At 35.7% G+C, this 25840-nt stretch carries 37 protein-coding genes; 4 read left to right on the top strand and 33 right to left on the bottom strand.

The window, feature by feature from the left end; genetic code table 11:
* Positions 1–6 precede the first annotated feature (6 nt).
* The 30 genes from PSR12_RS02520 to PSR12_RS02375 form a co-directional block, all read right to left on the bottom strand.
* Positions 7–2034, bottom strand: coding sequence for a phage tail tape measure protein (locus PSR12_RS02520; protein WP_274771441.1), 2028 nt, complete (start codon positions 2032–2034; stop codon positions 7–9).
* A 211-nt stretch (positions 2035–2245) separates the two neighbouring features.
* Positions 2246–2638 carry a phage tail assembly chaperone gene (locus tag PSR12_RS02515; protein WP_274771440.1) on the bottom strand — a complete coding sequence of 131 codons (393 nt, stop codon included), beginning with the start codon at positions 2636–2638 and terminating at the stop codon, positions 2246–2248.
* A gap of 20 nt (positions 2639–2658) precedes the next feature.
* A complete protein-coding gene (locus tag PSR12_RS02510; RefSeq protein WP_274771439.1) occupies positions 2659–3093 on the bottom strand; it encodes a phage tail tube protein in 435 nt (144 codons plus the stop codon).
* 14 nt (positions 3094–3107) lie between these two features.
* The gene (locus PSR12_RS02505; protein WP_274771437.1) at positions 3108–4166 is read right to left on the bottom strand and encodes a phage tail sheath subtilisin-like domain-containing protein; all 1059 of its coding nucleotides are present in this window, start codon (positions 4164–4166) and stop codon (positions 3108–3110) included.
* A 3-nt stretch (positions 4167–4169) separates the two neighbouring features.
* Positions 4170–4661, bottom strand: coding sequence for a phage tail terminator family protein (locus tag PSR12_RS02500; protein WP_274771435.1), 492 nt, complete (start codon positions 4659–4661; stop codon positions 4170–4172).
* Positions 4658–5086: an HK97 gp10 family phage protein gene (locus PSR12_RS02495; RefSeq protein WP_274771433.1), complete on the bottom strand. Its 429-nt coding sequence runs from the start codon at positions 5084–5086 to the stop codon at positions 4658–4660. Before PSR12_RS02495 ends, PSR12_RS02500 begins: the two co-directional genes overlap by 4 nt.
* Positions 5083–5412: a phage head closure protein gene (locus PSR12_RS02490; protein ID WP_274771431.1), complete on the bottom strand. Its 330-nt coding sequence runs from the start codon at positions 5410–5412 to the stop codon at positions 5083–5085. The genes PSR12_RS02495 and PSR12_RS02490 overlap by 4 nt, the downstream gene beginning before the upstream one ends.
* Before the next feature lie 10 nt (positions 5413–5422).
* The gene (locus PSR12_RS02485; protein WP_274771429.1) at positions 5423–5713 is read right to left on the bottom strand and encodes a head-tail connector protein; all 291 of its coding nucleotides are present in this window, start codon (positions 5711–5713) and stop codon (positions 5423–5425) included.
* Positions 5703–5858: a hypothetical protein gene (locus tag PSR12_RS02480; RefSeq protein ID WP_274771428.1), complete on the bottom strand. Its 156-nt coding sequence runs from the start codon at positions 5856–5858 to the stop codon at positions 5703–5705. The genes PSR12_RS02485 and PSR12_RS02480 overlap by 11 nt, the downstream gene beginning before the upstream one ends.
* Positions 5859–5896: 38 nt before the next feature.
* Complete coding sequence (locus PSR12_RS02475) at positions 5897–7066, bottom strand: phage major capsid protein (protein ID WP_274771426.1); 1170 nt, start codon at positions 7064–7066, stop codon at positions 5897–5899.
* 1 nt (position 7067) lies between these two features.
* The gene (locus PSR12_RS02470; protein ID WP_274771425.1) at positions 7068–7673 is read right to left on the bottom strand and encodes an HK97 family phage prohead protease; all 606 of its coding nucleotides are present in this window, start codon (positions 7671–7673) and stop codon (positions 7068–7070) included.
* A complete protein-coding gene (locus tag PSR12_RS02465; RefSeq protein WP_274771423.1) occupies positions 7663–8916 on the bottom strand; it encodes a phage portal protein in 1254 nt (417 codons plus the stop codon). The genes PSR12_RS02470 and PSR12_RS02465 overlap by 11 nt, the downstream gene beginning before the upstream one ends.
* 12 nt (positions 8917–8928) lie before the next feature.
* Positions 8929–10608: a terminase large subunit gene (locus PSR12_RS02460; protein WP_274771422.1), complete on the bottom strand. Its 1680-nt coding sequence runs from the start codon at positions 10606–10608 to the stop codon at positions 8929–8931.
* Positions 10605–11066 carry a P27 family phage terminase small subunit gene (locus PSR12_RS02455; protein WP_274771421.1) on the bottom strand — a complete coding sequence of 154 codons (462 nt, stop codon included), beginning with the start codon at positions 11064–11066 and terminating at the stop codon, positions 10605–10607. The genes PSR12_RS02460 and PSR12_RS02455 overlap by 4 nt, the downstream gene beginning before the upstream one ends.
* 75 nt (positions 11067–11141) lie before the next feature.
* Positions 11142–11540, bottom strand: coding sequence for an HNH endonuclease (locus PSR12_RS02450; RefSeq protein WP_274771420.1), 399 nt, complete (start codon positions 11538–11540; stop codon positions 11142–11144).
* On the bottom strand, positions 11541–12017 hold the full coding sequence (locus PSR12_RS02445) for a hypothetical protein (RefSeq protein WP_274771419.1): 477 nt from the start codon (positions 12015–12017) through the stop codon (positions 11541–11543).
* 314 nt (positions 12018–12331) lie between these two features.
* Positions 12332–12655, bottom strand: a complete 324-nt coding sequence (locus PSR12_RS02440; protein WP_274771417.1) for a hypothetical protein — start codon at positions 12653–12655, stop codon at positions 12332–12334.
* 110 nt (positions 12656–12765) lie between these two features.
* Positions 12766–12999, bottom strand: a complete 234-nt coding sequence (locus PSR12_RS02435; RefSeq protein ID WP_274771416.1) for a hypothetical protein — start codon at positions 12997–12999, stop codon at positions 12766–12768.
* 138 nt (positions 13000–13137) lie between these two features.
* Positions 13138–13944 (bottom strand): hypothetical protein, encoded by an 807-nt coding sequence (locus PSR12_RS02430; RefSeq protein ID WP_274771415.1) that lies wholly within the window; start codon positions 13942–13944, stop codon positions 13138–13140.
* Between the two features lie 146 nt (positions 13945–14090).
* Positions 14091–14540 (bottom strand): hypothetical protein, encoded by a 450-nt coding sequence (locus tag PSR12_RS02425; protein WP_274771414.1) that lies wholly within the window; start codon positions 14538–14540, stop codon positions 14091–14093.
* A 19-nt stretch (positions 14541–14559) separates the two neighbouring features.
* Complete coding sequence (locus tag PSR12_RS02420; protein WP_274771412.1) at positions 14560–15459, bottom strand: DUF6731 family protein; 900 nt, start codon at positions 15457–15459, stop codon at positions 14560–14562.
* A gap of 618 nt (positions 15460–16077) precedes the next feature.
* Complete coding sequence (locus PSR12_RS02415) at positions 16078–16599, bottom strand: hypothetical protein (RefSeq protein WP_221679260.1); 522 nt, start codon at positions 16597–16599, stop codon at positions 16078–16080.
* Between the two features lie 52 nt (positions 16600–16651).
* A complete protein-coding gene (locus PSR12_RS02410) occupies positions 16652–16846 on the bottom strand; it encodes a hypothetical protein (protein WP_221679259.1) in 195 nt (64 codons plus the stop codon).
* 55 nt (positions 16847–16901) lie between these two features.
* Entirely contained in the window at positions 16902–17111 is a 210-nt protein-coding gene (locus tag PSR12_RS02405; RefSeq protein ID WP_221679258.1) for a hypothetical protein, read from the bottom strand.
* A gap of 2 nt (positions 17112–17113) precedes the next feature.
* A complete protein-coding gene (locus PSR12_RS02400) occupies positions 17114–17968 on the bottom strand; it encodes a DUF3102 domain-containing protein (RefSeq protein ID WP_221679257.1) in 855 nt (284 codons plus the stop codon).
* Positions 17965–19500 carry a PcfJ domain-containing protein gene (locus PSR12_RS02395; protein WP_274771410.1) on the bottom strand — a complete coding sequence of 512 codons (1536 nt, stop codon included), beginning with the start codon at positions 19498–19500 and terminating at the stop codon, positions 17965–17967. The genes PSR12_RS02400 and PSR12_RS02395 overlap by 4 nt, the downstream gene beginning before the upstream one ends.
* Positions 19501–19516: 16 nt before the next feature.
* A complete protein-coding gene (locus PSR12_RS02390) occupies positions 19517–20008 on the bottom strand; it encodes a hypothetical protein (protein ID WP_221679255.1) in 492 nt (163 codons plus the stop codon).
* Positions 20001–20915, bottom strand: coding sequence for a rolling circle replication-associated protein (locus PSR12_RS02385; RefSeq protein ID WP_274771408.1), 915 nt, complete (start codon positions 20913–20915; stop codon positions 20001–20003). Before PSR12_RS02385 ends, PSR12_RS02390 begins: the two co-directional genes overlap by 8 nt.
* A gap of 284 nt (positions 20916–21199) precedes the next feature.
* Complete coding sequence (locus PSR12_RS02380) at positions 21200–21559, bottom strand: hypothetical protein (RefSeq protein ID WP_274771407.1); 360 nt, start codon at positions 21557–21559, stop codon at positions 21200–21202.
* Positions 21560–21598: 39 nt separating this feature from the next.
* Complete coding sequence (locus PSR12_RS02375; RefSeq protein WP_274771406.1) at positions 21599–21928, bottom strand: DUF771 domain-containing protein; 330 nt, start codon at positions 21926–21928, stop codon at positions 21599–21601.
* A gap of 108 nt (positions 21929–22036) precedes the next feature.
* On the opposite strand from PSR12_RS02375, the gene PSR12_RS02370 reads away from it, so the two are divergent.
* Complete coding sequence (locus PSR12_RS02370; RefSeq protein WP_274771405.1) at positions 22037–22324, top strand: hypothetical protein; 288 nt, start codon at positions 22037–22039, stop codon at positions 22322–22324.
* 3 nt (positions 22325–22327) lie between these two features.
* Here the strand turns inward: PSR12_RS02370 and PSR12_RS02365 are convergent, their stop codons facing one another.
* Positions 22328–22570 carry a hypothetical protein gene (locus PSR12_RS02365; RefSeq protein WP_274771404.1) on the bottom strand — a complete coding sequence of 81 codons (243 nt, stop codon included), beginning with the start codon at positions 22568–22570 and terminating at the stop codon, positions 22328–22330.
* 307 nt (positions 22571–22877) lie between these two features.
* Between PSR12_RS02365 and PSR12_RS02360 the strand changes: the two genes are divergently transcribed.
* On the top strand, positions 22878–23237 hold the full coding sequence (locus PSR12_RS02360; RefSeq protein ID WP_274771403.1) for a hypothetical protein: 360 nt from the start codon (positions 22878–22880) through the stop codon (positions 23235–23237).
* 1 nt (position 23238) lies between these two features.
* Here the strand turns inward: PSR12_RS02360 and PSR12_RS02355 are convergent, their stop codons facing one another.
* Both PSR12_RS02355 and PSR12_RS02350 read right to left on the bottom strand, forming a co-directional pair.
* Positions 23239–23478, bottom strand: coding sequence for a hypothetical protein (locus PSR12_RS02355; RefSeq protein ID WP_274771402.1), 240 nt, complete (start codon positions 23476–23478; stop codon positions 23239–23241).
* A 154-nt stretch (positions 23479–23632) separates the two neighbouring features.
* Complete coding sequence (locus PSR12_RS02350) at positions 23633–23824, bottom strand: helix-turn-helix transcriptional regulator (protein WP_274771400.1); 192 nt, start codon at positions 23822–23824, stop codon at positions 23633–23635.
* Between the two features lie 151 nt (positions 23825–23975).
* Between PSR12_RS02350 and PSR12_RS02345 the strand changes: the two genes are divergently transcribed.
* Together PSR12_RS02345 and PSR12_RS02340 are read left to right on the top strand one after the other, a co-directional pair.
* The gene (locus PSR12_RS02345; protein WP_274773412.1) at positions 23976–24638 is read left to right on the top strand and encodes a LexA family protein; all 663 of its coding nucleotides are present in this window, start codon (positions 23976–23978) and stop codon (positions 24636–24638) included.
* Positions 24639–24717: 79 nt separating this feature from the next.
* The gene (locus PSR12_RS02340) at positions 24718–25824 is read left to right on the top strand and encodes a site-specific integrase (protein ID WP_274771398.1); all 1107 of its coding nucleotides are present in this window, start codon (positions 24718–24720) and stop codon (positions 25822–25824) included.
* The last annotated feature ends 16 nt before the right edge of the window (positions 25825–25840 follow it).

Raw genomic sequence — 25840 nt, 5'->3', positions numbered from 1 at the left:
AACCTCCTATAAATTAGCCAATCGCAATTGTAATAATGGCACAAGTTCATCGGCTACTTCCATTGCTGTTACGCCTTTAGCATTCAAGTTCTGAATAATAACCTGTACACCGCCAGTATTTGAAGCTGTTGGTTGTGGTGTACTTCCTGCAGGTGTAGGCGTTGCTACTACTCCTGGTGATGGTTGCACCATTTGATCCACATTATCGATTGATCCACCTGCAGCACGAATCCTTTCAGATTGTCGAGCAGGTATAACCATTTCGTCTTTGTGTAATTCTGCAATGTACCCATCGTATGGCACTCTGTTTAACCCATCGGCATGTGATCCTGAAACGAATTTACCAACGGCACCTGCAGCTTTTCCAATAACTCCACCTATTTTCGAAACCCATTCAGGCGGTTGGAAGTTGCTAATGGCATTTTTAAAGCCTATAAACTTATCATAAAGTCCTTTGAAAAAGCCTGTTACTGGCTGAATCTTTTGGGCAGCCCAATCATAAATACCTCCGAATACCTCTTTTGTTTTCTCCCACAAGCTTCCTGCAGCTGCTTTGACTGTATCCCAATTTCGATATAACAAGACACCTGCTGCTACTACTGCAGCTATCCCAACGACTACCCATGTTAAAGGACTGGCAAGCATTGCTGTATTCATGGCCCATTGTCCAGCTGTTGCTAGTCCCATTGCTGTCTTAAAGCCCTGTACCATGGTTGTTACTGTGGTAATCACCTTTAAAGCTCCCATACCAACAGCTACAACGCCTACAGCTGTTCCGACACCAATAAGCGTTTCTTTAATTGGCCCCCAATTATCACGGACTGTATTACCAAACTCGAAAGCTTTTTGTACAATTCCCTGAATTTTAGGCACCAATTCATCAGCTTTTTGAGCAACGCCCTGTAAAAACTCTTGCGCTCCTGCTCCGTTTACAACATCAGCTATACCGACCTGCAGATCTCGCCATGATTGTGTTAATTTCGATTTAAAGCTACTTTGTAGAGCATCGGCTGCTCGTCCTGTTGCTCCTTCGAAACCTTGTACAGATTTAGCGCTATCTGCCATCGATAAAACTACATCTTCGCGCAAATCCTCCCACATGGTCCCAAAAAGCGCAACGCCTGCAGCATTTTGTTCAACAGGATTTTTCATAGCTGCTAAACCTGCAATAGTAGCAGCAAAAGCATTGTTTGCTGTTTCTCCACCAGCAGTAAATTTCTCGGCCATTTCATCGGCATTTAATCCAATAGCTGCAAAACCTTCCTTTGTTCCTTTTGAGCCATCGATTGCGCGGATACCAAACTCTTTCACAGCGTCCCCGACTTTATCCATGTTCCAGGCTCCGTTTTCAGCGCCCGAAATTAAAATGCCTGTAAATTCTTCTGCAGACAATCCAAGCTTGCTAAAATGGACGCTATACTCATTAAACGTATCAAGTAAATCATCTGAGTAATCGCCTGTTTTTTGAAAGGCATGAGTCATTAAATCAAGTGCCTTTGTTTCACTCAGACCTTTGAAGTTACCTGTCATAGATTTAACAGTTTTTCCGACTTCTTTTGATTCAGCACCCCAAGCTTGTGAAATGGTTGCAGCTCCTTTGGCTACCTCTGTTAATGAATCTCCCTTTAAATTCTTAAACATAGCACTTAAAGTAGAAACATCATCAGCAACCTGATCCATGTTTTCACCAAAACCTGCTTTGAATACATCTTTGGCCACATTTTCAAGCCCTTTTAATTCGGCTCCTGTTGCTCCTGTGCGAGCTTCTAAACGCTTAAACGCTCCATCAGTATCAACTATCGACTTTGCAACACTTGCGCCAAATGCAGCGATTCCAGTTGCACCCAAAGCACCTGCGCCCATTGCTACTGTTTTAAAAACTCTTGCTGCTCCTTGTCCAAAGCGTTGTATTTGATTGCCCACTCTTGCAACGCCTCGTCCAAAATCATCAGCTCGATCACTAGCGCGCCTTAAATTACTAGAAAAATCGCGATCTTGCAATGTGAGAACAGCTGATATTACCCTTCTTCCCAATTCCTCACCGCCTTTTTACAAAAGAAAAAAAGCTAGAACGGTACTGTTACCATCGCTCCAGCTTTTAAATATTTGTTTCTTTCCTCTAGTTCCTTATCTAAGCTTGCTGTCATGAACAACTTTTCGTCATAAGGTAAATTTAGCAATTCATCTAACTTACGACCCTTTTGAACATAGTGATGAAGAAAATAAAAATCATCATCACTATTAATTAGTTTTTTATAATTGTAACGCCGCCATCTTTGTACTTAGCTAAATCAAATGCCATTTCTGATAGACTTGCTATTTCTCCTGGTTCAAAGATTTTTTCTACAATATCAGTAGGTAACACACAGCCGTATTCCTTTTGTAGTTCCTTATTCTTCAAGTCAGGTTCAGTCATAGTGTTATACACCATGTACACATCGGCATCTGTATCATTGTTTTTATCGCGATTCATTCGTAAGGCGTCAACACATAACGATTTTTCAGGTTTTCGAATAACGACTTCTGCGTTTAAACGCTCAACAAAAACTACTGCGACCTCGTCATTTTTTGTTTGGAATTTTTCCTTTTCCTTCATCAGATCTGTAACTGTTAATCGTTTTTTAGTTGTTTCACTCATTCTAATTTCCCTCCGATATTTTAAGCTGTAATTGAATCAATAAGATCATAATCTGCAAAACTAAATGGTAATTCCTCTGAACCAATTGTTTTTTGAGCGAACTGTAAAAGCATAAATTCACTAAATGTAACTTCATTAATAGCGATACGTTCAGTACCAAATGCGTCAGGATCAGCTAATTTACCCACCATGTTAATATCAGGAATACTGCCTTTTTTAACTGCCTCTGCTAATAATCCTGATCCACGGCTGTATACCTTTTTAACTTTCAAATTACCTTCGCCTGTCCAGCCTGTCATTTTCTTATGCGTGGCCAAATCTTCGGCCATGTTTACATCTTCATAATCAATTGTCACTTTAGCCTCAAATTCCTCAACATCAAGCCATTTTTCATTGTTGACCCATACGCTGCCAAATGTGCCGTTAATAACGCGATTAGATTTTAATTTACCCATGTGTCAATCCCTCCTTAAATCGCAATATCCATATCTAAATCCTCAATAGCATCCACAATTTTAATATTGCCCCCTACAAACACATTACGTTTAAAGGACATTTCTTTTACTTTTTGGTCATCCCACTCTGACGTATCTACTCCGATGCCTTCCCACGCCAAACGTTGTTTTCGGACATTAATTTCTGATTTATTATCATAATTTGGATCAAGGATTTCTTCACCTTCTAAACCATCAAAATAAGCATTAACTGATCGTAAAAACAAAACTTGATTATCGTAGATATTATTGTGTTTACCAATATAGTGCTTATTAAATGTTGTCCGAATATCGTCTTTTATCATATCCTGTACTTCCATGATACGGATTGATTTAAAGTCCTCCGTTTTCTTACCTGTTGTTGTTGTCAAACTGTTCACACCACGACCAATTTTGATGTTTTCCCCATCATTAATAAGTATAAGTTCTCCATCATCAACGGCCTTATCGGGATCTTCAATTTCTGTAAAAGAGTCAATTTCATTCAACTCATAGTAAGTAGCTGATCTTGTAAATGGCAGTCCAGCTAAGATGCCAGCAATTCGTGCTGTATACTCTGCAGTCGTATAATCTTTTTCACCGACTTTGATTCCAGTTGTAGTGAAATTAATGATTCCTTCATGATCTGCCTCACTGTTTGGCAATACTGCTTTGAACGTTTTCTTGTCATTTTCACGCTTTGTTTTTATCCAGGTAGAAATAGTTGTTGTGTCTTTATCTTCAATGCCTGGAATGGCCAAGTAATTGAATCGTTTATTATTTAAACGTGTTAAGGCTGCGTTGTAATCTGCTGCAGTTGTCGGTAAACGTTCAATAATAATTTTGCTTGGTGTCCCCATGAAAGTTTTTTGAATGTAATCTAAGTTTTCAGGTGACCACTGTTCTGTTTTTACTTCTTCAATGCTTTTGTATGTTACTGTATCAGCTGTTTGCACATCATCTTTTAGAATCAATGCTACAATCCCAAGTTGACTACGCTTAATCGCTGTAACGGCTTTACCAATAAACTCGATATTTATTTCAGGTAGGCCCATTCTTTAATCCCCTTCCTCATAATCCAACTCGCCCATAAGCTCAATTGGATGTTTTTCATAAAAATCTTTACCGTTTTTAATTTCATCTTCAATATTTCCACCTGGACTGCCTTCGCCATATTCACGGCCATCAAAGAATTGGAGATCAAATTCAAACTGCAACACACCATCTATTTCATCGAAATTAGGTTCGACTATATCCAAATGGCGATCTCCTACAGAAAATTTAAGATCAAATAAATTGCCTAACGCTTCTTGAACATCTAACAACTCAATCGCATTATCATTTTCATCTGTAGGAAAATAAAAAATGCGAACCGTACAAGACTTTTTAACTTGTGTTAAATAGCCCTCACGCTTCACATTATCTAATTCAACTTTGAATGATGGTCGTGTAAAACCTTTGCTTGCTGATTTACTAGAAACTTCAATATCAATAAAGTTTGACTGTAATTCCTCATTGATTGCTACCTTAATTTGCTTAAAAGTAATCATAATTTATTCTTCCTCAACAATTCATCTAGCCATTTTACCGTCTCTTTCTCAACGTCACCAGATGACTCAAATTCTCGCATCCCTTTGTCCATTGGTTTTTTACCTGGTACAAAATCACCTGTTTTATTGCCTTCATGGTCTACCATCCAATGGCCATCTTCCACTAAGTGCGCATGTGGTGAAGAATTATAAACACGAACAACAAGTTCGCCATGATAACCAACAAAAACTTTTCCTCGTTTCCACTTCTTGTGATAAATTCCTGTTTTCTTTTTTACAAGACTTCGAGATTTTTTAGCAACAGTTGTCCTAGCCTTTGAGCCAATTTTACGCATCAATTTTGGTGCCTCCTTTGGCACTTCCCTAGTGGCGACATTAAATAAATCTCTTTGAAAATCAGTTAAACCGTTCATTTGAATGCTCACTTCAACACCTCCTGGACAAAGATTTCTAGTGTCTCATTGCGAAAATAGGGATTAAGAATATATTTAATTTCAAATTCATGTCCTTTGTATCTGATCCGCATATCCTTTGTGATGTCTTTGCCAGCGTTGTATCGCACGATGATTTTATGTGTGACATTCGTTAAAATCGTATCGGCAACTTGCTTTTGTAATGAGCCTGTTTGCGGAATGATTGCTGCCCATATTTTTTTATCAGGTAGAAATTCGTAAACAGTTTCGTTCAATTGATTTTTTGTCTTTTGATTAGTGAGGATTTCAATTTTGTGTTTTAAATCGCCAGGATTCATAATGCTCACCTCAAAGTAAATTAATAGAATGCATGTCCAAAATAGATTGAACAACCTTATTTACGTTATTATCCTTCACAGTAAAGATGCGATTTTCATACATTTCATTAGCAAGAACAAATACAGCTATTGAAATATCCTCTTTGGTGTCCAATTGTTCATCTGATAACCCTGTGTAGCCTTTTATATAAGCTTTTACGGCTGAAAAAATAAGTGTGAATGTAGAAATAACATCTTGATCAGTTTCATCCTCACGTGCATATTTAGCAAGTTCATGAGGCGTGATTTCGCTAACCAGCATCAGTTTTCACCTGCTTTTTTGCAACAACTTCCTCTACATGGCCAGCTTGTAACAAGTCATCTGCCACATTTTTTGGTAGCACTTTTACTTCACCTTTTGACATTGTGACGCTACCCGAAAAGCTTACACGTGCTTTTACTTTCATTCTGTCACCTCCAATAAAAGAAGCGTAGAGTTTAGCCCCTACGCTGATTTCATCACTAATTTAGAGATTTTCTGTTCATTTTCAATCTTTGAATCAATTTCAATCCAGCCAACAACACCAATTGCATGTTGAGTAGCATATTTTTCGCGTAGAATTTCAATCGAAACATTCTCAGAAAGTTTTACTGCAAGGCCTGACATGTCACCGTAGTAAATTGCTGTTTTTCCAGCTTCCATGCCTGACATATTATCCGATGTATAAACATCTTTCCCTAGTAAAGTATACCCCCAACGTGCTGTGGCATCTTTGTTTAATAGATAGTTGCCTTGTCCATCTTTCAATTTTCGAATTGCTTTACGAGTAGTTTTATTCATGATCCAAATGGCATTGCCCTGGAAAGCATCAGGTACTTCTTCTTGTACATCAATCAATTCATCAGCTGTTAATACTGTAGCAGCTGCAGCAGTTACAGATTGCTTTACAGTTGAAAGGCCAGAAATCTTATTTAGCGTACCGTTTAATAATTGGTTTTCAATCCATTTTGCGATTGATTCAGCCATTTTCGCTACAACAAATGAAACAAGATCGAATTGTGAATTATTAACGAGTGACTTAGACACTTTACTTAATGCACCTGCTAAGAAGCCTTTTAACTCAATTGAAGTGAATCGTCCACTTGTAGATTCCAATTCAACAAATTCATCAGCATAAGCCATTTCGATTGTTCCTGCAGATTCATCATAATAAGGAATACTTAATGATCCAGCAATATTATAGCGAGTTGCTAATTGATAGATTGGTGAAATATCATATACCTTTTGAATGATCTTATTTGCAATGCTGGAAGGAATTACGGCACCGTTTGCCCCTACAGTTAAATTAACATCTGCTCGTTCCTCTACCACACCACGAATGTAATTTTCGAAAGCGCGTGTTTCAGCTTCTTCTTGTGTACGTTGTTCAGCTTGTTTAGCAGGTAATTTTTTGTCCAAAGAACGTGCTTCATCCAAAGCAGCGATTGTTTTATCAAGCCCTGCAATTTCGCTTTTAATTTCATCAAAACGAGTCGATTCTTGATCAGTTAGTGCGCGTGTTTCTTCTTTGGCACCCTTTAGTAAATTGTCCATTTCATCTAATAAATTGTTACGCTGCTCAACCAGTGACGGCATAGAACGTGTTTCAATAAATTTCTTAATATCTTTTTTCATGTTAGTTTCCACCTTTCAACTTTAAAAGCTCAATCTGTTTTTCATACAATGAGTAATCGACATCTTTTTTAGAACGTGTTTCTTCTGAGCGATTTTCAATCTCAGCTTTAAAATCTGCTCCGCGTGTTTCTGAAATCGTCTGATCTTCTCCGCGAGCTTCAATTGAAGTAGCAACATAAGCTGGCGTTTTATCTAAAATTGACACCTCTAATAACTCGATGTCCTCAAGTGTGCGTTTTTGGATACCATCTTCTCCGTCTTCCCATGATGGCTTGTTATCGACAAAACCAAATGACCAGCCTTTTAACTTGCCGTCTTTCGCCTTTTGAATGATTTCTTGGTCAGACACATGAGCAATAGCACGTAACCCGATGTTATCTTCATACAGTTGCAAATTGCCTTCTTGTAATGATCCAAGCTTACGGTTTTTGTCGTGATTGAATAATAGATCAACGTTTTCAGCCTTATCCAAAGCCCTTTCAAACGTTTTAGCACGTATTTTTTCTTTAAAACGTCCTCTTGGTGAAGGTAAAACACGACTTTCACGCTCGACAGCATTTACATAGCCATCGAGCAAGACCTGATTTTCTCTAATTTCAATCCTCAACTTCTTCACCTCCCTTCTCGGATTCCTGACCATTTCCTGAAATAGCAGCCTTTTTATTTGTATTTGGTGTGTAAATTGTCTTTGTTTTTGGATCATACAAGACATCTTGTAAGCCTAACTTAATGAAATCTAAACCAAGTGGTGGTTGATCTTCTAAATATCGAACCTCGTCTACTTGCATCCACCCATTTTTAAGGGCAATTTCATAAGCTTTATAGCGTTTTTCGGTATCACCTTTAACAAGCTCTTTCATATCGAAGGCAAAATAAAAAGACTGCTCTTTTTCCGATGGAAGAAGCAAGTCCTTGTTCAATGCCGTTTCAATTGCTCGAATAATCGGCAGTATGCAATTTTTGATAAAGTTTGTATGCACTTCTTCATTGGCCGATCCATCCAAAATGCTATCAGGTACTTTGAAAAGCTTATTTATTTCGCTTGAATTAGTCTTTTTGTTTTCATTCAGCTGCATTTCAACCGATGTACTCGACGCCTCTTTGAAATCTAAGCCATTATTTAATACAACAATATTCTCTGTATTGTTCTTGTATAAATTGTTCCAGGCTTCTTTTAATTCCTTGATTGCATCTTTTGACAATCGGCCCAATGACTTTAGGAAACCTTTTTTATTACCGCCAGTTTTAACAAGTGAGTCCTCAAAAACAAGCGTATTGTAAGCAACTGATAAAATTTTATTGTGATCCTTTATAATTCCACTACCTGTTACCCCATCTTTGGAATTTCGAGCGATTTTAATAAACTCAAATTCCCGATAGTTCACACCATTAACAGAAATATCATAGCTTTTAAATATTGGATCTACACCAACTGACACCGATACATTTCGATTCTCAACATAATGAAGACTTTCAACATTATTTCTTTTTCTGTTGATATACGCGTACCCTGCACCGTCCAATAGATAATCCATTACTAAAGCTTTTTTAAATTGGAAGCCGTCTAACGTGTCATGTGTCTCGTCATTAAGCAAAATGATACGTCTATCTTCTTCTATCTCTTCAACTTTACCGCTGTTTTCTTTGTACAATTTGATAGGTAGTGTTGCAATAAGGCCCGAAATTAAATCTACACAGGTGCCAACACTAGGAATACTAAGGGCTTCTTCTTTAGTTAAAACTGCATTTGCTAACCCTGCTTGCAGCAACAATTCATCCATTCCACTTTCACGAAACTCCTGAATACGCTTATAATCACGCCATTCACGCCACTCTTTAATAAATCCCACAATCTCACCTCCTTAAATGACTTGTGCGCCCCAATCAGCATCAGGATTAAAAATGACATCATGCTGCAGTAAATAGATTGCATTGATTAGGCTTACAACCATATCAACTTTGCCAGTGGATTTTTTCTTATTAACATAAATATTTTTGTTAGTATCCTCAGTGACTTTTGCATTTTGGAAGTTTTCTTCTAGCAATTCATTTTCGGTATAGTGAAACTCTTTATCTACAATCTTTTCTCTTAATAGCTTTGTAGCTGGATGCAACACGCTTGAATGCTGTTTGACCTCCACAGTAACGAGACCTTCCCTTTCTAGTTTTTGAGCCGTAGAAAGGCAGTTATAACGGTCATACGCTACGCCCATCACAATGACGTTGAATCGTTCTTCTACTTCCAAAACTTTTTGTTCAATAAAGCCATAATCGACAGTCATATCTCCGCAAGAAAAACACTTTCCTGACTTAATGTGATCGTAGTAATTAATCTTTTCCACTCGGTTTTTATCAGGAATACGCTCAGTTGGTACAAAGGCGTAGGAATCCGCATATATATGCATGTCTTCCTCTGTCACCATAGAGAATGAACAGTTATCATTCGTCATGGCCAAGTCTAAACCTAGCCATACTTGACGGCCTGACCAATCGAAATTATCCATTTTACATTTCCGAACGTCCTCTACATTCACATAAGCTTCACCACTATTAGAAGGTAAAAAGTGATTCATGTGTTTGCATAGATATTCCTCGCGCTCTGAGGGCTTTTCTATGGCTGATTTACGGCTATCTCGTATCTCGTTATAGTTTTCCTCAACTCTCAACGGATTAGCCTGTAACAGCCCCGTATCGTCCCACAAATGCTCGTCTTCAGCATAATAGAGCAACGCAAACATGCGATCATCTTCAATAAATCCATTAAAGACCTTCTTCGCATATGCCAACTCTTCCAACATGATCGATTTATCCTCAGCGTAGGCCGTTGTTAACTTAAAACGTAGTGGATTTTTAACGTTTAATTGCCCCGACTTCATGGCATTTATATTCTTGTAATCCTTAAATGCGCCCACTTCATCAGCTATAAAAGCAGATGGACGAATCGAGTTATTTCTATTTGCCTCTGCAGTACGTGCCTGGTAAAAACTATTTGTTAAAGTACATACAATTTTTCCACTTAACGTTTTTGGAATCACAAAGTATTTAGCAACACCTGGGCTGGCCATGATAATTTGAGTCATAGCCTTTTTAACTTCACCTGCAAGCTCACGGTCCAAACAGATAGAATAAAACTCCGAATAATCATCCTCAGTTAGCATTAAGATGATGATGATTAAGGCACAAATGAACGTCTTCGCATTCTTACGAGGAATAAACAGCGTAATATCACGGTATCTAAACTTTTCTTTATCGTTTTTAAATCGCCAACCGAATATATTGACAAGAAAAAAAGCCTGGAATCCTTCCAAGCCTTCTAAGATCGTTTTCCCTGCTACACCTAAACCTGTAGCAAAATTAAGTAATTCTAATAGACCTTCTATCTTTTCTATTTCTTCCATGTCGAAATAGTAATCAAAATCGCCCTCGTACTGCTTTTCTAAATCCTTTAGGAACCAATTACACTGAATAATGACCTCTTTTGTTGTAATTTCTTTGCCTTTTACAACTCTTTCAGCGTATTTTACAGCCTTTTCGTATATCATTTCTTACCACCACGCAATACTTTTAACAGCTGATCATCTTCTTCAACTCGAACTTGAAAATTAATATTACCTAGCTTTGCTCGACTTTGTGGTGACAGACTTAATTCATTACAGCAACGGAAAAACTCTTTTGAATACTTATCTTTAGCACTCAATAAGTTACGATCTAAAAGTCTTTCAATATCCCTGTTAATTATTCGTTCAATTTGTTGTACTCGATCAATGGCTACCGCACAGGTGCTTAGAATATAAATATCGAGATTCCCAAGAATCCCACTTGCCTGTAACTCCTTCACAATGAAATTGAATATTTTCTTTTGCCTTGCATTCAGGTGTGTAGGAGGCAAGATTTCATCGGCAGCACCTTTTAATTTATCTTCTGTTTGAGTACGAATTGCGATTTCTTCCTTCGTTAAATTCTTGCTCATTGTTTTCACACTTTTTGACGGTCTAACCAATTTCCTCACCTCCTTAAAAATTTTCATTTAGGGAATTTTTTTAGAGCAAATGGGGGCAGTCGGTGTACAGGAATTTCAGATTTTTTCACCAAATACCAGGGGGGTACTCTCCAAAATAATATTTTTTAATTCTTCTGCAGGTATTGTTCCCTTCTCTGCCAGCTCATGATGATAACGACACAATGATATAAGGTTGTCATCCTCTAGCCTCTTGTCCCATGCGTTAGCTATAGGCTCAATGTGATGCACCTCTAAGTCTGTAAAGTTATATTGCATCTGAGTATTGTATAAGTTGCGCAAGCATACCTGGCATAAGTGTTTATCACGATCAGCTATGTGTGCTCGCTTATTCTTCCATGCCCTTGACCATCTGAATCTATCAATGTATGTGGTCTGCTTTGTAGCAACTGGCTTAGATACACAGCGTTGACCACGCTTATGAATACCACCGCAATAAGTACAACTCTTTAACATCTAACTACCTTGCGTTACAGGACACTCAATATCTTTGTCGATAGTATCCAACTCATCAGCCAATGCACTAACATGCTTTGCGATTGCTCGTAACTTTAACTGCATCTTGTCTGTGTCCATATCTACTGAAATGGATAATGATTTACTTGGCTTTTCATTTCGTTTATTCGTGTTGTTCTGATACTTGTGTAACTTCCATACATCTACCATCGCACCATTACACTTTGGACATACACATACTTCTCTGTATTCCTTTTTAGTATGGAATATCGTTTCGCCATGACCACATGATAAGCACTCTGCTTTATGCTGATAACGTTTTACTTCCTCGTAAAACGGAATTTTTCCAAGGTCACTTTTATCTACTTGAGTAGCCCCTACAGGACCATTACAAATAGGACAACTAATGCCATCACAAATATTACTTCTCACTTTAAATAAATGGTTATTATTTTCATAACACATAAGAACTATCATTGTTCATCCCTCCACCATTTTTTAGAATAAAACAATTACTAATGGTTAAACTAAAATTACCCTTGAAAAGGAGGTGATTAATATGTTGAAGATTGAAGTAAAAATTTCAATCAATACAGTGTTGCTATTAGCAATCCTGTTACAACTACTTTAGTAACAAATTAAATAAAAGACAGAAGCAACAAAGCAACAGCTCTTATGAAAATAAGTGTTGTCGCTCGAAAGATAAACTAATAAATACATAAAATTAATAAGTACACAATTCAAGGCATAATAAAAAGCCACATCGTGATTGATGCGACTTGATAGTTTTATTATATTAATCTTATTTCCTTTTCTAAATCCATTAAGATTTTTTGATACTCCACCTTAAACATCTCTTTAAACTCTTCTTTCACACTATATTCAGAACTATAGTTTTTACCAGATAAAACACGTTCACCTCGATTTTCTCCCGAATAGAAAGGTATAATATCTAGTTTTACTGAGCCTTCATTGCCATGCCCTTGTAACTTTTCTTCAAAATATTTTTCAACTAAATATTTTACACACTGTTCAGCTTTCTCGAATGAATTAAAAACACCTAATGTTTTACCATTCAAATCTAGATTATACTTATATTCATTTACATTTATCATTTAATCAGCTCCTTAATTATTTATACTTTTATTATAAACAAATTAGTAGATTTTCTTCACGAAGGTGCAAAATGTAAAAAGCCACACCTTGTTAGATGTGACCTTATGCCTTACTTACTTTTTAAACGTGCTGATTCTGTATCAAGTATTTCTTTAATTTGGGAATCAAAATCTCTACTTTCTAATGGTTTATTAATAGTAGTCCCTGTCTGATATTCTATTGCAATAAAATGTGCTTCCTTGGTTAGTCCAAAATAAAAGTATTTATATTCCCAGATGAATTCATCACGTGTTACATAAACTCTTTGCTTATATATATCATGGAAACCTTTTGGTATAGACATTTAATCACCTCACATCTACCTATATCATAGAATAAGTGAGATATATTGTCATTATAAGAAATTAAAAGAAAGAAGATGAACAATACAGAAATACATTATTATTTTTATTCAATTATAAATAGAAAAGAACTTTAAGAGCTAATTATTTTTTTCTCTATCTACTTTAAACTCATCTTCTCTAGAAAATCCTAATTCATTGAATTGTTTATTTTTAATTATTGATTTTATTTTTGTTTCTCTCTCTTTAATTTTTCCTTGAATTAGTTTTGCCTTTTGTCTACAAAAAACTAGTTCACTCCAATAATGAATTTTATCTTTTTTTATAGTGTTAATTAAATTCAGTTTTTCAGAAGCTTTTATTATATTTAATGCCTCGGATGATGATTTTAAAGTTTGAATTTCAGATTGTAAATCATCCAAATTAAAAGCTATTACCTCTAGCATCCTTTTCGTACTTTCATTAAATTTCAACAATTCTACCAGCAATATTGGATCAGATATTTTATTTATGTTATCCCACCTTTTCCAAATAAGCGCATCTGGAGGTAAAGAATGATAATATAAATTCTCATTTATTTTTCCATCTCCAAAAATATCAAGAAATTCTGTTTGAATATTTATATATTCATCTAATTGAGCAATTATCTTTTCCAATTCTAAGGATACCCCTATTTGTATAGGCAACTCGGAAGTAAGTTTACTAAAATTCTCAATTTCTCTTTCTTTTCTGATTTGAAGATTTGCAGCAGTATATGCACCAATTGCTCCCATAGCTCCACCTACCATACTTAACAATCCACTTATAATAGTACTTCTATTGGCTTTATCTTTTAATCCTTCAACACCGATTTGATAGGCTATGATAAAAAGAATTATCGCAAAGAATATGGTGATACCTGCCAGTATTTTTAATATGTTCAAAAGTTTACTTTTATCTTTTTCCACTATAATACCCCCATAATTTACTAAATAGATAGTATCATGAGAGCAAAAGAAAGACTACACTCCTATGAATGTAGTCCTGATTGGCTAGGTTCAAGTAAAAATAAAAAGCCACACCTAGTTTTTTTTAGATGTAACTTCTATTTATTTTATTGTTCACTTTTAACTGTGTTTACAACATCTAAAAATATTTTAACAACTACATCTATTAATAAAAGTGAGTAAATTAGTAAACCCACCCAACAATAAAAAATTATATCCTTTAATATTTTCAACTCTTCGATTGAAGTTATCAACAGAAGTACTAAAGAAAATATTGATATAGCCAGCAACAATCTAATTGTAATAGTTAATATTTTCAATAATTTAATATCAGTTCCTAATGAAGTAAGTTTCATAAAAAACTTATTACTTTCAAGTGTAGACAACATTGATACTGCAGCTACTAGAAAACCTATACCTATTGATGCTAATGTTATTGTACCGAGAAGAACGTTATCTAGATTAGTAATATCTTTAGGAGTAATTTGAAAGTAAATCATAGAGAACACGATAAAAATCGAGATTGCTGGGTATATGATTTTTTCACGTCTCCCCAATATTACCACCTACCTTATACTAAGTATTTGAAATAAACATATCATTCAGTGTTCTAAATTTCTCTTTATACGCCTCTTCAATTGACTCTTCAACTTGAACAAAGGTTAATTTCTTTCCTTTTGTTAAATTAATGTATTTCGTAGCTTCAAATTTCCCATGAATCAAATCTAAAGTGTCAGTTTCATCTGATAAAACACCTTTAACTTTAAGCACAGTGACCTCTTGTTTAGCAAATGGTAATAATGATTTAATTTTCTTTAAAGCATTACTTTTGTCTATTTTGTCCCCTTTTTCAGGTCCAATACATACTTTCATTCTGCCAGCATTTAATTTTTGGGCCAAAAGTAGATCACTATTTATGTCCCTAGATGCAGAAGCCATTTTGCCCCATTTTTGAGGAGCTGCAATACTATACTCTATTTCTTTTATTTCAGGTATGTTCTGTAGTTTTGAAATCACATTAGGGTCAACTATCACCTCTAAAGAAAGCTCATCATCGTTTGTGATACTTCTAAGATACGAATTTAATTGCATGTAACTAAGTGTATTAGAACGATGAGATGAAATAATATTAATAAAAGGATCATATAAAAAGATTGAATCTTTTATTGGCCCCTCATCATCCCCTTCGGCATAAGTATTTCTATTACCAGTTAAATCTCCGACATACGCTTCTGAGTATGTATCTATCTTTTCGATATGTCCAATCCAACAATACCTATTTAGATTTTTATCATCTACATTTACCTTTTTTATGCTTCTGATCCTTAGGATATAACCGCTTACCTCAATATTACGAAATACTTTCGGGTTACTTTTAAGTTCAGTTTCCAGTTCAATTAATACATTTTCTAAATACTTACCCTTTGATGATTGTGTTAATTGGTAGTAATCAAATTTAATTTGTCTTTTTACCATTATATCCCTCCTATACCACGATGATATAGGAAATTTGTCATAATGACAATGAATAAATAAAGGTAAAAGTAAGTTCACACTAGTCTAAGTACAAGCTTACTTTTTTAACTTCTTAAATTGCATTTTAACTACATGATCTAAAGTTATAAGACGATCTTGAATATACAAATATTTATTCCTATTTTTTGTTGCTACTAATACATTGGCCCAAAAGACTTCTGAAACTTTTAAAACATCTTTTTCTCCAGTAGAGTAGGTAATAGTAACTTCAAGATTTTTAGGCAATTATTTATGGTCAATATCTTTTAGCAATTCTTCAATCTTATTAAAGAATAAATCCTTATCCAATGTGATCACTCCATAAAGATTTATTGATGGATTTAGTATAACACAAAAACAGGAACATTTGTTCTTTTTACTAATAATAAAAAGTCACACCTCATTAGTGTGACTCTAGTGTTGACGTTCCAGCAAACGTCTATTATGTTGTTTGCCTGTTTAAGAAACAGGACTTCACGTGTGAGTTGGAAGACTCTTGATGTAAAGTAAATCCAATTACTCTACATTTACACTATATAATATTTACAAAGCATTTAAAACGACATCTTTACGACACAGTTATAACTGTAACCGCAATCCATCTGTGCCGAAAAAAAGGACTGACATCGCATGAACTGCCTCTTTCAGATCCCGTTGAGCAGTACGTTCATGTACATTATGCAGTTTTGCTATTTCTGCGTAAGTCTTTCTTTCATCGTTTATATAAAAGTGTAAAAGTGTTTCATATCTTCGCACCGCTTCTGTACCCAAGTGTTTACAGTCCATTTTGTATACCCTAATCATATTGTCGATAAATCTCATCATTGCAAGCGTACGAGCTTCGCTTCTTTTTATAGATTCTAATGTAAGATATTCTTTATCAGGTGAAATTATTTCTTCTTGCTCCTCACCCTCTAAATCCATGTTTTCTTTCATTTCATCGCAATACACTTTTAAGTGACGGTAATTCTTCAACAATATTCTTGTGTTAAAAAGTCGTCTATCCAATCTTTTAGTTTTTTCTTCTTGTTGAAGCTCGTTGAATTTGGCTATAGCAACTTCTGCTATAGCAGCTATTTGTTCTTGTGCGATGCTACTCATCGGCACACCTCCAATTATTATTTATCCTTCTAACATTCTTTTTAGTAATTACTCAATGATGATAAATATGCACCTTTGTAATTGGCACAGGTGAAAATACTATAATAGCCATTAATATTCCAGTAAAAATAAACATTGTTGCTATTACTGATCTTGGGGGCATATAAACCTTAAATACAATTAATAGTCCAAGCATAATCCAATACATAATAAATAATATTTGTAACAAAAATATCACTGTCTGCATTTTTCACCTCTCTTTTCATGTTTGCTTCTGTACAATGTATTTAACCAGTCCTCAACTACGTTAGATACGTATCCCTCTCAATTGTTCTTGTTTTCCGCTTCGAAACGTTTTTAGGTTGACCATATTTCTCTTTTACTTCCTCTCGAGTCATACCGTGTTCAATTCGGCAGTGAGCTGCAGTAATGACGATGCCTATATGCTTACAACCTTCCACAGGACACTTAATATATTCACCTTGAGCAGCACTCCAATATAGTCCCGACATTACTACACCCCTCCCTCCAAAGTCGCACGCATTTTATCCATTAACTTATGGACAGCATTTGTATACTTGGTCTTCGTACCTTCGTCAACAATCTCTTCAAGGACCACCAATGTCGAATTAAATTCATCCACTAATGACTCGAAACGCAATTTGAATTTTATCTCAGCAGGATCCGTTGACTCATTCACTTTGCTACGAAGTTGATCTAGCTCTTTTTGCACATCATCTGGAATAACCTCAACAGTGGTCGCTTCTATTGGTTTGGCTTTTAAGCTCTCTTCTAATTTTTTCGCCCTAGACTCAGCAACAGCCAACTCTTGCGTTAACCTATTAATCTCTTTTTCCGAAACCTCATTCTGAACAGATTGTTCTTGAGCAGTTTCTAACTGCTGTTTAAGATCCTGAATATCCTTTTCTAATAAACTCTTTTCTTTTGTGGCATCCGCTTCACGCTTGGCCATTTCCTTTTCAAGTTTCTGTTTCTCCTTAACAATCTTTTGAAGCTCTCGAGTAGACATTTCATCTACATCGTTTTCTTGCAAAAACGCCTCTCGATTTTCCGCCTCTATGCCCAATAAAGCCACTGCTTTTGAATAACTCAAATTCCCAAACGCTTGGGAATTTGAACTATACTCTACATGGATTTGCATTAAGTTATTTGCTGTTGATTGACTGTACTCTACATTCTCCTTCAGCCATTTTCCCCACTCACCGTGAGGTAATTGCTCTTTTGCCTCAATAAGTCTTTTTCCTATTTCGGATGAAGCCTGTAACATCATTGTTTGTGTTTGAAATTTAATCGCATTGATTTCAGCTGCAATAACATCTGTAGACCTCTCTGTAATTAATTGCGTCATACTGCTTTCCTCGCTTTCTTAGTCAGTTTTTGTTTTTTAAATGTATCTATGAAAGCCTGCACATCTTTTGTAGATGGTTTATTATTTCGACCTCGCACTTGGGCGACTTCGCTCCCCCTCAATTCCACCGTATAAAATGGAACGGACGGTGCATCTTTTTTTCGTACAAACAACAAAGTACATTCTCCTTTGCTGTAACGATCCGCATAAGTTCCTACACAGTGTTTTAACTTTTTACCTTCATCCACAATTTCTTTAAATGTCTCAGGCGGCCTGATTATCAAACCATTCGACTCAAATACAAAGTGCTTTAAGGCCTCATAACGTTTTTGGATTTTTAAATTAGCAATCTCATCATTTTTTATTTTGATTAATTTAATCGTCTTTTCATGAGCTTTTTTCAAATTCTTGGGATACAAAATAACTTCATCATCCAAATTCAACTCAAGCTTCATACAATCGTTGATATAATCAGACCAGGTAACTAAAACCTGCGAAGGCAACATGTAATGTTTACTACTTAGTTCAAATTGCTTTTGTGCATAATTGAAAATACGATGAATTGTGCAATACCTTTTTATCTTTTTAAACTGGCTAAAGTATGCATGCACATTAAACGTGTTACACCCTTTTACAATTTTTTCGTATGACATTTTCGACTTCTCTTTTCTCGCTTGCTGCCACATCCACAAACCTATCGCAAAATCAGGAGCATGCATGACATGAATACCTGTTGCATCCGTCCGCTTCATCATTAAATAGTCCTGTTTAGATATTTTGAAAAAATCATGTAGCTTAAAAGCTTTCCAGTTAATTGTTCTATGAAGTGAGTTGCCATGAATTTTTGCTTCTACAACATTTTTAAAACCATTCTTGCTCAAAATCTCGATATTCGGCATCTCAGAAAATAAAGCAAGATATTTCAATAAAGTGTAGTGACTATATTTCTCCCAACCCGAATACTCGAATGGTGTACCTGGTATTGCATCTATTAAGCTTTGAATAGAAACCTTAACTAGTAGGCTGCTAGTGTTATAGTTATATATAGAACCACGCTTTTCTAACTTGTCATTGTGCCATGTATAAACTTCATACATTTCACTTTTCCCTAACTCAAATGTATAAAGAGCCATTCTTTTACATACTGTCTTAACATCTTTGTAAGCCCCACTATAATTTCTACTGCAATACACCCAACTTGCCACAATTGCTTTTGGATTTACTAAGGACTTTTCAAACCACAAAAAATAAGCTGAATCCGTTAAATATTTACGGCCTAACCAATCCTTTTTGTAAGTACATTTCGAATCACACTTAGGACAAGTAGCCGAAGCATTTTGCTTCACAGCCTCTTCTACATAAAATGATGCGTGGCAATGCGTACAGTATCCCTTTTTCATCTTCCCACTGGATACAAAAATGTACTTACTCCCTTTGAGCGCTTCATTCGTTGCATAATCAATCATTTTTTCATCAATCATCGGAAAGTGATTCCATACTTGTTGTTCTTCTGCTTTAGTTAAACTCGCCACTTTAATACACCCCAAATCACAGGAATTCATCTAGCGAAGCTTCAAAACGCGGTGTGGCTCCACTCGATAGAACTGTTGGCTTAGTCGGTTTAGATACATCCATTTGACTATCTGATGATAAAATCTTATTCGGCTTGGCACCTGTCTTTTTAATACCAAAATATTTCAACACAATATCAAATCCTTGATCACTAGTTAGAACTGCGCAATTATCCTTCTTTACTTTTTCAGCTTCTTTGCGCATTTCTTTCATACTTCCGATGATCGTTTTACCTTCAGCCATGATTTTTTCTGCAGCTGATGGGTTGTCCTTTAAAAAATCCAACAGGAAATTACCTATTGCCGAAATGTAAGGATGCACCCCTTCCATTCTGAGTTCTGTCATTAATTTTGCTGTCGCTTGTTCTACCATCTTTAAAGCCTCCTGTTCTTTCGCTTGGTATTCCGCTTCAAAAATATTCATTTGCCCTTCTTGTATCATTTCAATGTGATGGTCCATCTTATCCATCCCTATCGCCTCCACGATTTGTATTTCTTTTGACATAATTGTCAATACGCTTCATACGCACGTACAAATAAGCTCCTGAAACAAAATCAGAAAACTTCACTTGCATGTCTTTGAATTGATAATCCTTGTACCACTTTTCAAAAATTTCATGTGCCGATACTTCATCCTTAGCGATCTTCTCTGCACGTCTACGAGTTAGCTTTGTATCCGCCACTGTAACTGTTGGTTGCTTTAAATTGCGAGAAGGTGTATAACGCTTCATCGTTTTGCTACCTTTTTCTTTTGTGATATAACGAGCCATTCCCTCAAAGCCAAAATCATCACTTTGCAGTCGTCTTGATTGAGTACGTCCTCCACAATTCCACAACTTTTCAGCAACATCACGATTTGGAAAATTTGTAACCATATGATGGTGAGCTCTCACTTTACTGCCGTCCTTTGTATGCTCTGTCACATAGATATACTTCAACTCAAAATCCTTGTACTGCTCCTGTTTTTTAAGCCAATTTTTCATTCGTCTGATAAGATTTGTCATATCCTTTTTGGCCTGCTCAAAATCTACTGGCATTTTCCCTTGTGGGTAAGTGTACGTAAGCCAAATATCCACATAGTTTCTGAAATTTGCGTTAATAAGTCGTGTAACATGTTTCTTAGTGTTTTTATCATTCAGATTCTTTTGTGCTTGGCTACTCTCACTTTTCTTTTTACGTAAACCCTGTGGTACTTCCCAAAAAGGGTAGGCTTCAACTTCCAATATTTCTCCACTCTTAATCGTTTTCACACGATACCCAGCTAAAGAATTGGCACGTAAACTCTCAATATGTTCTTCTCTACTATCCTTTTTCTCTATCGCAAACGAATCCTCATATGCTGCTAATACATGCTTAATGTTGCGTTTTCTCTTCATGAAACTCTCTCCCCATGCTGTTAATAATCTATTATCCTTGTCATTTTCAGGGCATCGTCGTAAACCTAATATCTATTACAAGGACGCTAATTGACTAATTACCATGAGGGTTGCTATACTAGCGTTAAGGTATTTGGCAATAGTCAAATAAAGCCGTACCTCTCATAAGTACGGCAAAGGTTGTAAGGTTTCTAACTATGTCCAGTAGTTAGTAATTGAGATCAAATTTTCAAGATTTACATGCTGTTTAATCGCTCCAACGATTAAGCAGTTTTTTTATGCCCTCAACAGCTAGGGTTGACATCATATCTCACCACTTTTACTGATTTTCCCTGCTTACATAAATGACTAGCAATCTCGAATAATTTGTTACGACGCTGTTCTTTTAAATAACCTTCAAGCGACTTTATATAATCGACTCTATCTGTCAGAACGTCTATCCGTTCCTTCACTAAATCGAAATCTCCTTCGCGAAAATGTAAATTAATAGCCGTTATGATGTCTCTGCAACAAGCACTTTCTTTCGAATACTCCATTTCTAATGCATTTAATCCTCCCACACTTATCACTTTTCTATTAGCAAAATCTACGAATACTAGATTTTTTAAAGCTTGTCCGTATGCTGTTTTCAATTGCTCTAACATCACTGTTCCTCCAATACAAATTTTTATTTTCACCATATCTCACTTGCCCTCATAACCAAAAATCGAGCTATAATTTTCATCTATAAAGTTTGCCATCTTCATTGCATGAAACGACCACTTTTCCCCTATTCCTTTTGGATAATAAACACATCCACCGTTTTCGGTATCAAGTATTTCTCTAAACTTTGAAGGGAAAAGGACATTATCTTTAATCCAGTCACGCTTTTTCTTAATACGGCTTTCTAAATCCTGCATAGTCCAGCAAATACCACTTAAACTCTCCTGTTTAAGTTCTTCTAGTTCCACTTTTTTTACCATCACATAACCTTCTGGAACTGGAATTGTTAAATTGACTTGAAGTTGTTGCATTTATTATCACCTCGCTTCCATGTATTTTTTTAACGTTGCTTCCGTGGCATAAGTATCACAGCACATAGGTAATTTGGTATAATTCACCTAGAAAGGTAGGTGATAGAATTGATAATCATTAACATGATTGATGGAGAAAAAATTACTGTTTCTCCTGATACAGTTTTAGTTGGTATTAACAACTATTCTTCTGACAAAGGATTCTACTTAAAACAGAATTATGTTGGCGATATAGATGGTAACTTTGATAAAAAAGGTTCACCACTTAACACTACTGATGAAAGATTAGGAATTGGCGGATTCTTACTCTCCCATCAAGCATTTTCGATTGGTGAAGGTGAAGACAAAGAAATATATTTTACCTCTGCTGTTAAATCTATATCTGTAGTTGACTAATCATCAGTCCTCTCTAATTGAGAGGGCATTTTTTTCACTCTCTATTAATTGATAAAGAACATCAAACACAGGCTCCAATCTCTGAAACTTTTTCTGATACAAAACATCTCTTTTGAATTTATGGATAAGACAATCAAGCTCCCCATAAGTTGAGCAGTTCTCTTTCATACACTTCAACAATGAATCAGCCCGTTCCTGGATCACGTCTTGAGTATCTGATAGCCAAATCTCAAATTTTTCTTCCACACTATTCACCTCACTTTCGTTTTGATTAACATTGCTACCGTCTCTTGACGAATTTGTGAGTAGCTTACTCGACTAATCACACTGTTCGGAAACTGGATATTCACCAATAGACAAATTCTTTCTATCTCCTTCGCATTCTTCCGCTTAGGAGATTTTTGTTTTCCTCCCACCTCTCTCACCTCGCTTTCATGTTTTTTGACGTTGCTACCGTCTTATCAGCTATAAGGACTTATATACCGTCATTGGCTCGGTATCACATCACTTTGGTAATTTGGTATAATTCACCTAGAAAGCGAGGTGATATACAGTGATAAACACAGCCAGCGTCTTTAAAGATTTAAATGACTATGATAAAACACTAGTAAATATTGCTCTTGATTGGGCTATCAAAAATTGCCATTTATATTCTTGTGGTGAATCTGACGAAAGACGTACCAGAAGTAATACGACATTTGCTAAATTTAAATTCGAAGCCGAAAATTACACTTTTCCAAAAGAAGAACTAGATGCGCTAAATAAAGCTCTGAATTATTTTCACACCGAGTTAATCAAACGCAATATAAGTCCTTATGACGAAGATGAAAAAACTCTTGATATAATGCATATTTCATTGAGGAAAATTACTAGACAACTTGAAGATTTTGTATTTGTTGACTATCAATCTTAAGTTAAAATTTCCTTTCAAGCTGATTGCCCCGCTCCGGATACAATATTCGATACCATATGAGCATTTTTTCTCTCATTATTTCATTCAGCTCTTGGCTGTACTGCTCCATTTTCGTTTTAAACTCTTGCCCATTTTGCTCTTCTGGCGAATGGGCTTTTCCGTATGCCAGAACCTCATCCATTTTTTGGTGATGCTTTTCAGATAACTCCCGGAACCTTTGTTTATTCTTTTCTGCATCCATCCTCTCACCCCACTCCCAGTAATCTAACGTTGCTACCGTCTCATCAGCTATAAGGACTTATATACCGTCATTGGCTCGGTATCACAGCGCTTTAGTTATTTGACTACTTAACACGCTATAAATTAACTTAAAGTTAATTCATGTTCAAAAAAATTTAAGCAGTAATTTTAATTTCATCTAGTTCAACTTCATATAACTTTGCAAGAGCGTAAATAACTAATTCTTTAGCAATACTGTTATTTTCCCATTGTGCCACTGTTTGGCGAGATACACCTAAGCGATCTGCTACATCTTGTTGCGTCATGTTTCTATTAACTCTAAGTGCAGCTAAAGATAATCTTTTCATAGACTTTCTCTCCTCTCATAATTCTATTAACACAAATATAATAAACTTAAAGTTAATAGTCAACACTTAAAGTTAATTATTCTCACAAAATGTTAAAAATCATTTACCCTAAATAACTAAAAGTTTATAATGTTAGTAGAAAGGAGGTGCTATATTGCGAACTCAACGAGAGATTTTTGCAGATAACTTGCAAGCTCTATTAAACAGCCGTGATGTTAGTCAAAAGGTTCTTGCAGAACACTTAGGAGTTAGTGAAACTTCGGTATCTTATTGGTCACGGGGAGAAAAATACCCTCGAATAGATAAAATACAAAAAATTGCTGACTATTTTAATATCACAATGCGAGATCTCATGGAAGACAAAAGTAAATCGAGTATTGATGATACTAGCTTAGATCATCCACCTAATTTAATAGAAATATCTCCAGCAACTATCAAAATACCTATTTTAGGTAAAATTGCGTGTGGTGACCCAATCACGGCAGAGGAAAATTTAATTGGTTACAGGTATGAATCCCCTGAGAATTTACCAAGTGGAAAGCTCATTTATTTACAAACAAAAGGCGACAGCATGGAACCAACCATCCCTAATGGAGCATACGTTTTAATACGTGAACAACCTGAAGTGGAGAATGGTGAAATTGCTGCTGTCCTAGTTAATGGGGATACAGAGGCAACACTTAAAAGGGTTAAAAAACAAGGTGATACAGTTTTTTTAATGCCTGATAACCCTAAACATGAGCCTTACGTAATTTCAGCTGAAAATCCTGCTCGTATCATAGGTAAAGCAATTCGTTACACACAAGATCTTTAATTCTTAACGTTAAGTATTAAAAGTAAGAGCAGGCTCATCCGCCTAGCTCTTTTCTTACATTGAAGGAAGGAGAATGTATATGGCGAGTTTCACGAAACGCGGCAAGACATGGCAATATATCGTCAGTCGCATGATCAACGGTGAATCTAAACCTATACGCAAGGGTGGTTTCAAAACGAAGAAAGAGGCACAGATTGCTGCTGCTGAAATAGAATCTAAATTAAATAAGGGCTTAAATCCCATTATGAAATTAGAGCCAATCGATGAGTATTTTGAACAATGGGTGTCTATTTACAAATCTAATACTGCCCCACCTACAAAAGTACATTACAAAAATACATTGAAGGTGATTAGAAAGCACTTTTCTAACACCCCCTTACAGCATATCAAAAAGAGTGATTATCAATCTTTTCTTAATGAATATGGAAAGACCAAATCTAAAGAAACGGTTAAAAAGATAAATGCCCACATTAGAGCATGTGTACGTGAAGCTGTCGATGAGGGTATCATCCCTTCTGATTTCACAAGAAATGCAACAATTTCTGGCCAGGACTCCAAAAAGAGTGATGAAAAGCATATTAACTATACTGAAAGTAAATTGTTATCCAGTTATCTAATTGCATCACTAAAAGAAGATAACAGACCTGTGTATTATATTATTTTGCTGGCTTTGAAATCAGGTATGCGCTTTGCCGAAATAATCGCACTCACTAGAAATGATTTTAATTTCAAAGACAATACGATCAACATTAACAAGACATGGGGATATACAAACTCCTATGATGAAGGTATTAAAAAGACAAAAACGGAAAGTTCAAACCGCATTATTAAAATGGACAAAGTAACGATGCGTCTGTTCAATCATTTTTTTGAAGTGACTCCCGAAAACATTCATAAATTGGTGTTTTATAATCCCGCTTCTAAATACAAAGTCTTCAGTAATACAGGTGTTAATAAAGCATTAAAAAAAATATTATGTGAATTAAAGATAGAAGAAATTTCTATCCACGGTTTACGTCATTCTCATGCCAGCATTTTATTTTATAAAGGAATTTCAGTTCAGTATATTTCCGAAAGACTTGGCCACGCAGATGCAGATACAACCATTCGAATTTACACACACCTTATCAAAGAACTTCGTGAAGAAGATGAAAGAAATACAATGAATATTTTAGCCGCTTTATAATTTTACACATAATTTA

Origin of the sequence: Lysinibacillus sp. G01H, assembly GCF_028872195.1 — a bacterium.
In the GTDB taxonomy this organism is placed as follows: domain Bacteria; phylum Bacillota; class Bacilli; order Bacillales_A; family Planococcaceae; genus Lysinibacillus; species Lysinibacillus capsici.
This window is presented reverse-complemented; position numbering and strand designations above follow the sequence as displayed.

What these genes read in the sequence shown, in the direction of transcription:
- PSR12_RS02515 (WP_274771440.1), bottom strand. Translation starts at nt 2,638, where the DNA reads ATGAGTGAAACAACTAAAAAACGATTAACAGTTACAGATCTGATGAAG.
- PSR12_RS02510 (WP_274771439.1), bottom strand. Translation starts at nt 3,093, where the DNA reads ATGGGTAAATTAAAATCTAATCGCGTTATTAACGGCACATTTGGCAGC.
- PSR12_RS02505 (WP_274771437.1), bottom strand. Translation starts at nt 4,166, where the DNA reads ATGGGCCTACCTGAAATAAATATCGAGTTTATTGGTAAAGCCGTTACA.
- PSR12_RS02500 (WP_274771435.1), bottom strand. Translation starts at nt 4,661, where the DNA reads ATGATTACTTTTAAGCAAATTAAGGTAGCAATCAATGAGGAATTACAG.
- PSR12_RS02490 (WP_274771431.1), bottom strand. Translation starts at nt 5,412, where the DNA reads ATGAATCCTGGCGATTTAAAACACAAAATTGAAATCCTCACTAATCAA.
- PSR12_RS02485 (WP_274771429.1), bottom strand. Translation starts at nt 5,713, where the DNA reads ATGCTGGTTAGCGAAATCACGCCTCATGAACTTGCTAAATATGCACGT.
- PSR12_RS02480 (WP_274771428.1), bottom strand. Translation starts at nt 5,858, where the DNA reads ATGAAAGTAAAAGCACGTGTAAGCTTTTCGGGTAGCGTCACAATGTCA.
- PSR12_RS02475 (WP_274771426.1), bottom strand. Translation starts at nt 7,066, where the DNA reads ATGAAAAAAGATATTAAGAAATTTATTGAAACACGTTCTATGCCGTCA.
- PSR12_RS02460 (WP_274771422.1), bottom strand. Translation starts at nt 10,608, where the DNA reads ATGATATACGAAAAGGCTGTAAAATACGCTGAAAGAGTTGTAAAAGGC.
- PSR12_RS02450 (WP_274771420.1), bottom strand. Translation starts at nt 11,540, where the DNA reads ATGTTAAAGAGTTGTACTTATTGCGGTGGTATTCATAAGCGTGGTCAA.
- PSR12_RS02445 (WP_274771419.1), bottom strand. Translation starts at nt 12,017, where the DNA reads ATGATAGTTCTTATGTGTTATGAAAATAATAACCATTTATTTAAAGTG.
- PSR12_RS02440 (WP_274771417.1), bottom strand. Translation starts at nt 12,655, where the DNA reads ATGATAAATGTAAATGAATATAAGTATAATCTAGATTTGAATGGTAAA.
- PSR12_RS02435 (WP_274771416.1), bottom strand. Translation starts at nt 12,999, where the DNA reads ATGTCTATACCAAAAGGTTTCCATGATATATATAAGCAAAGAGTTTAT.
- PSR12_RS02420 (WP_274771412.1), bottom strand. Translation starts at nt 15,459, where the DNA reads ATGGTAAAAAGACAAATTAAATTTGATTACTACCAATTAACACAATCA.
- PSR12_RS02415 (WP_221679260.1), bottom strand. Translation starts at nt 16,599, where the DNA reads ATGAGTAGCATCGCACAAGAACAAATAGCTGCTATAGCAGAAGTTGCT.
- PSR12_RS02410 (WP_221679259.1), bottom strand. Translation starts at nt 16,846, where the DNA reads ATGCAGACAGTGATATTTTTGTTACAAATATTATTTATTATGTATTGG.
- PSR12_RS02405 (WP_221679258.1), bottom strand. Translation starts at nt 17,111, where the DNA reads ATGTCGGGACTATATTGGAGTGCTGCTCAAGGTGAATATATTAAGTGT.
- PSR12_RS02400 (WP_221679257.1), bottom strand. Translation starts at nt 17,968, where the DNA reads ATGACGCAATTAATTACAGAGAGGTCTACAGATGTTATTGCAGCTGAA.
- PSR12_RS02390 (WP_221679255.1), bottom strand. Translation starts at nt 20,008, where the DNA reads ATGGATAAGATGGACCATCACATTGAAATGATACAAGAAGGGCAAATG.
- PSR12_RS02385 (WP_274771408.1), bottom strand. Translation starts at nt 20,915, where the DNA reads ATGAAGAGAAAACGCAACATTAAGCATGTATTAGCAGCATATGAGGAT.
- PSR12_RS02380 (WP_274771407.1), bottom strand. Translation starts at nt 21,559, where the DNA reads ATGTTAGAGCAATTGAAAACAGCATACGGACAAGCTTTAAAAAATCTA.
- PSR12_RS02375 (WP_274771406.1), bottom strand. Translation starts at nt 21,928, where the DNA reads ATGCAACAACTTCAAGTCAATTTAACAATTCCAGTTCCAGAAGGTTAT.
- PSR12_RS02355 (WP_274771402.1), bottom strand. Translation starts at nt 23,478, where the DNA reads ATGGATGCAGAAAAGAATAAACAAAGGTTCCGGGAGTTATCTGAAAAG.
- PSR12_RS02350 (WP_274771400.1), bottom strand. Translation starts at nt 23,824, where the DNA reads ATGAAAAGATTATCTTTAGCTGCACTTAGAGTTAATAGAAACATGACG.
- PSR12_RS02340 (WP_274771398.1), top strand. Translation starts at nt 24,718, where the DNA reads ATGGCGAGTTTCACGAAACGCGGCAAGACATGGCAATATATCGTCAGT.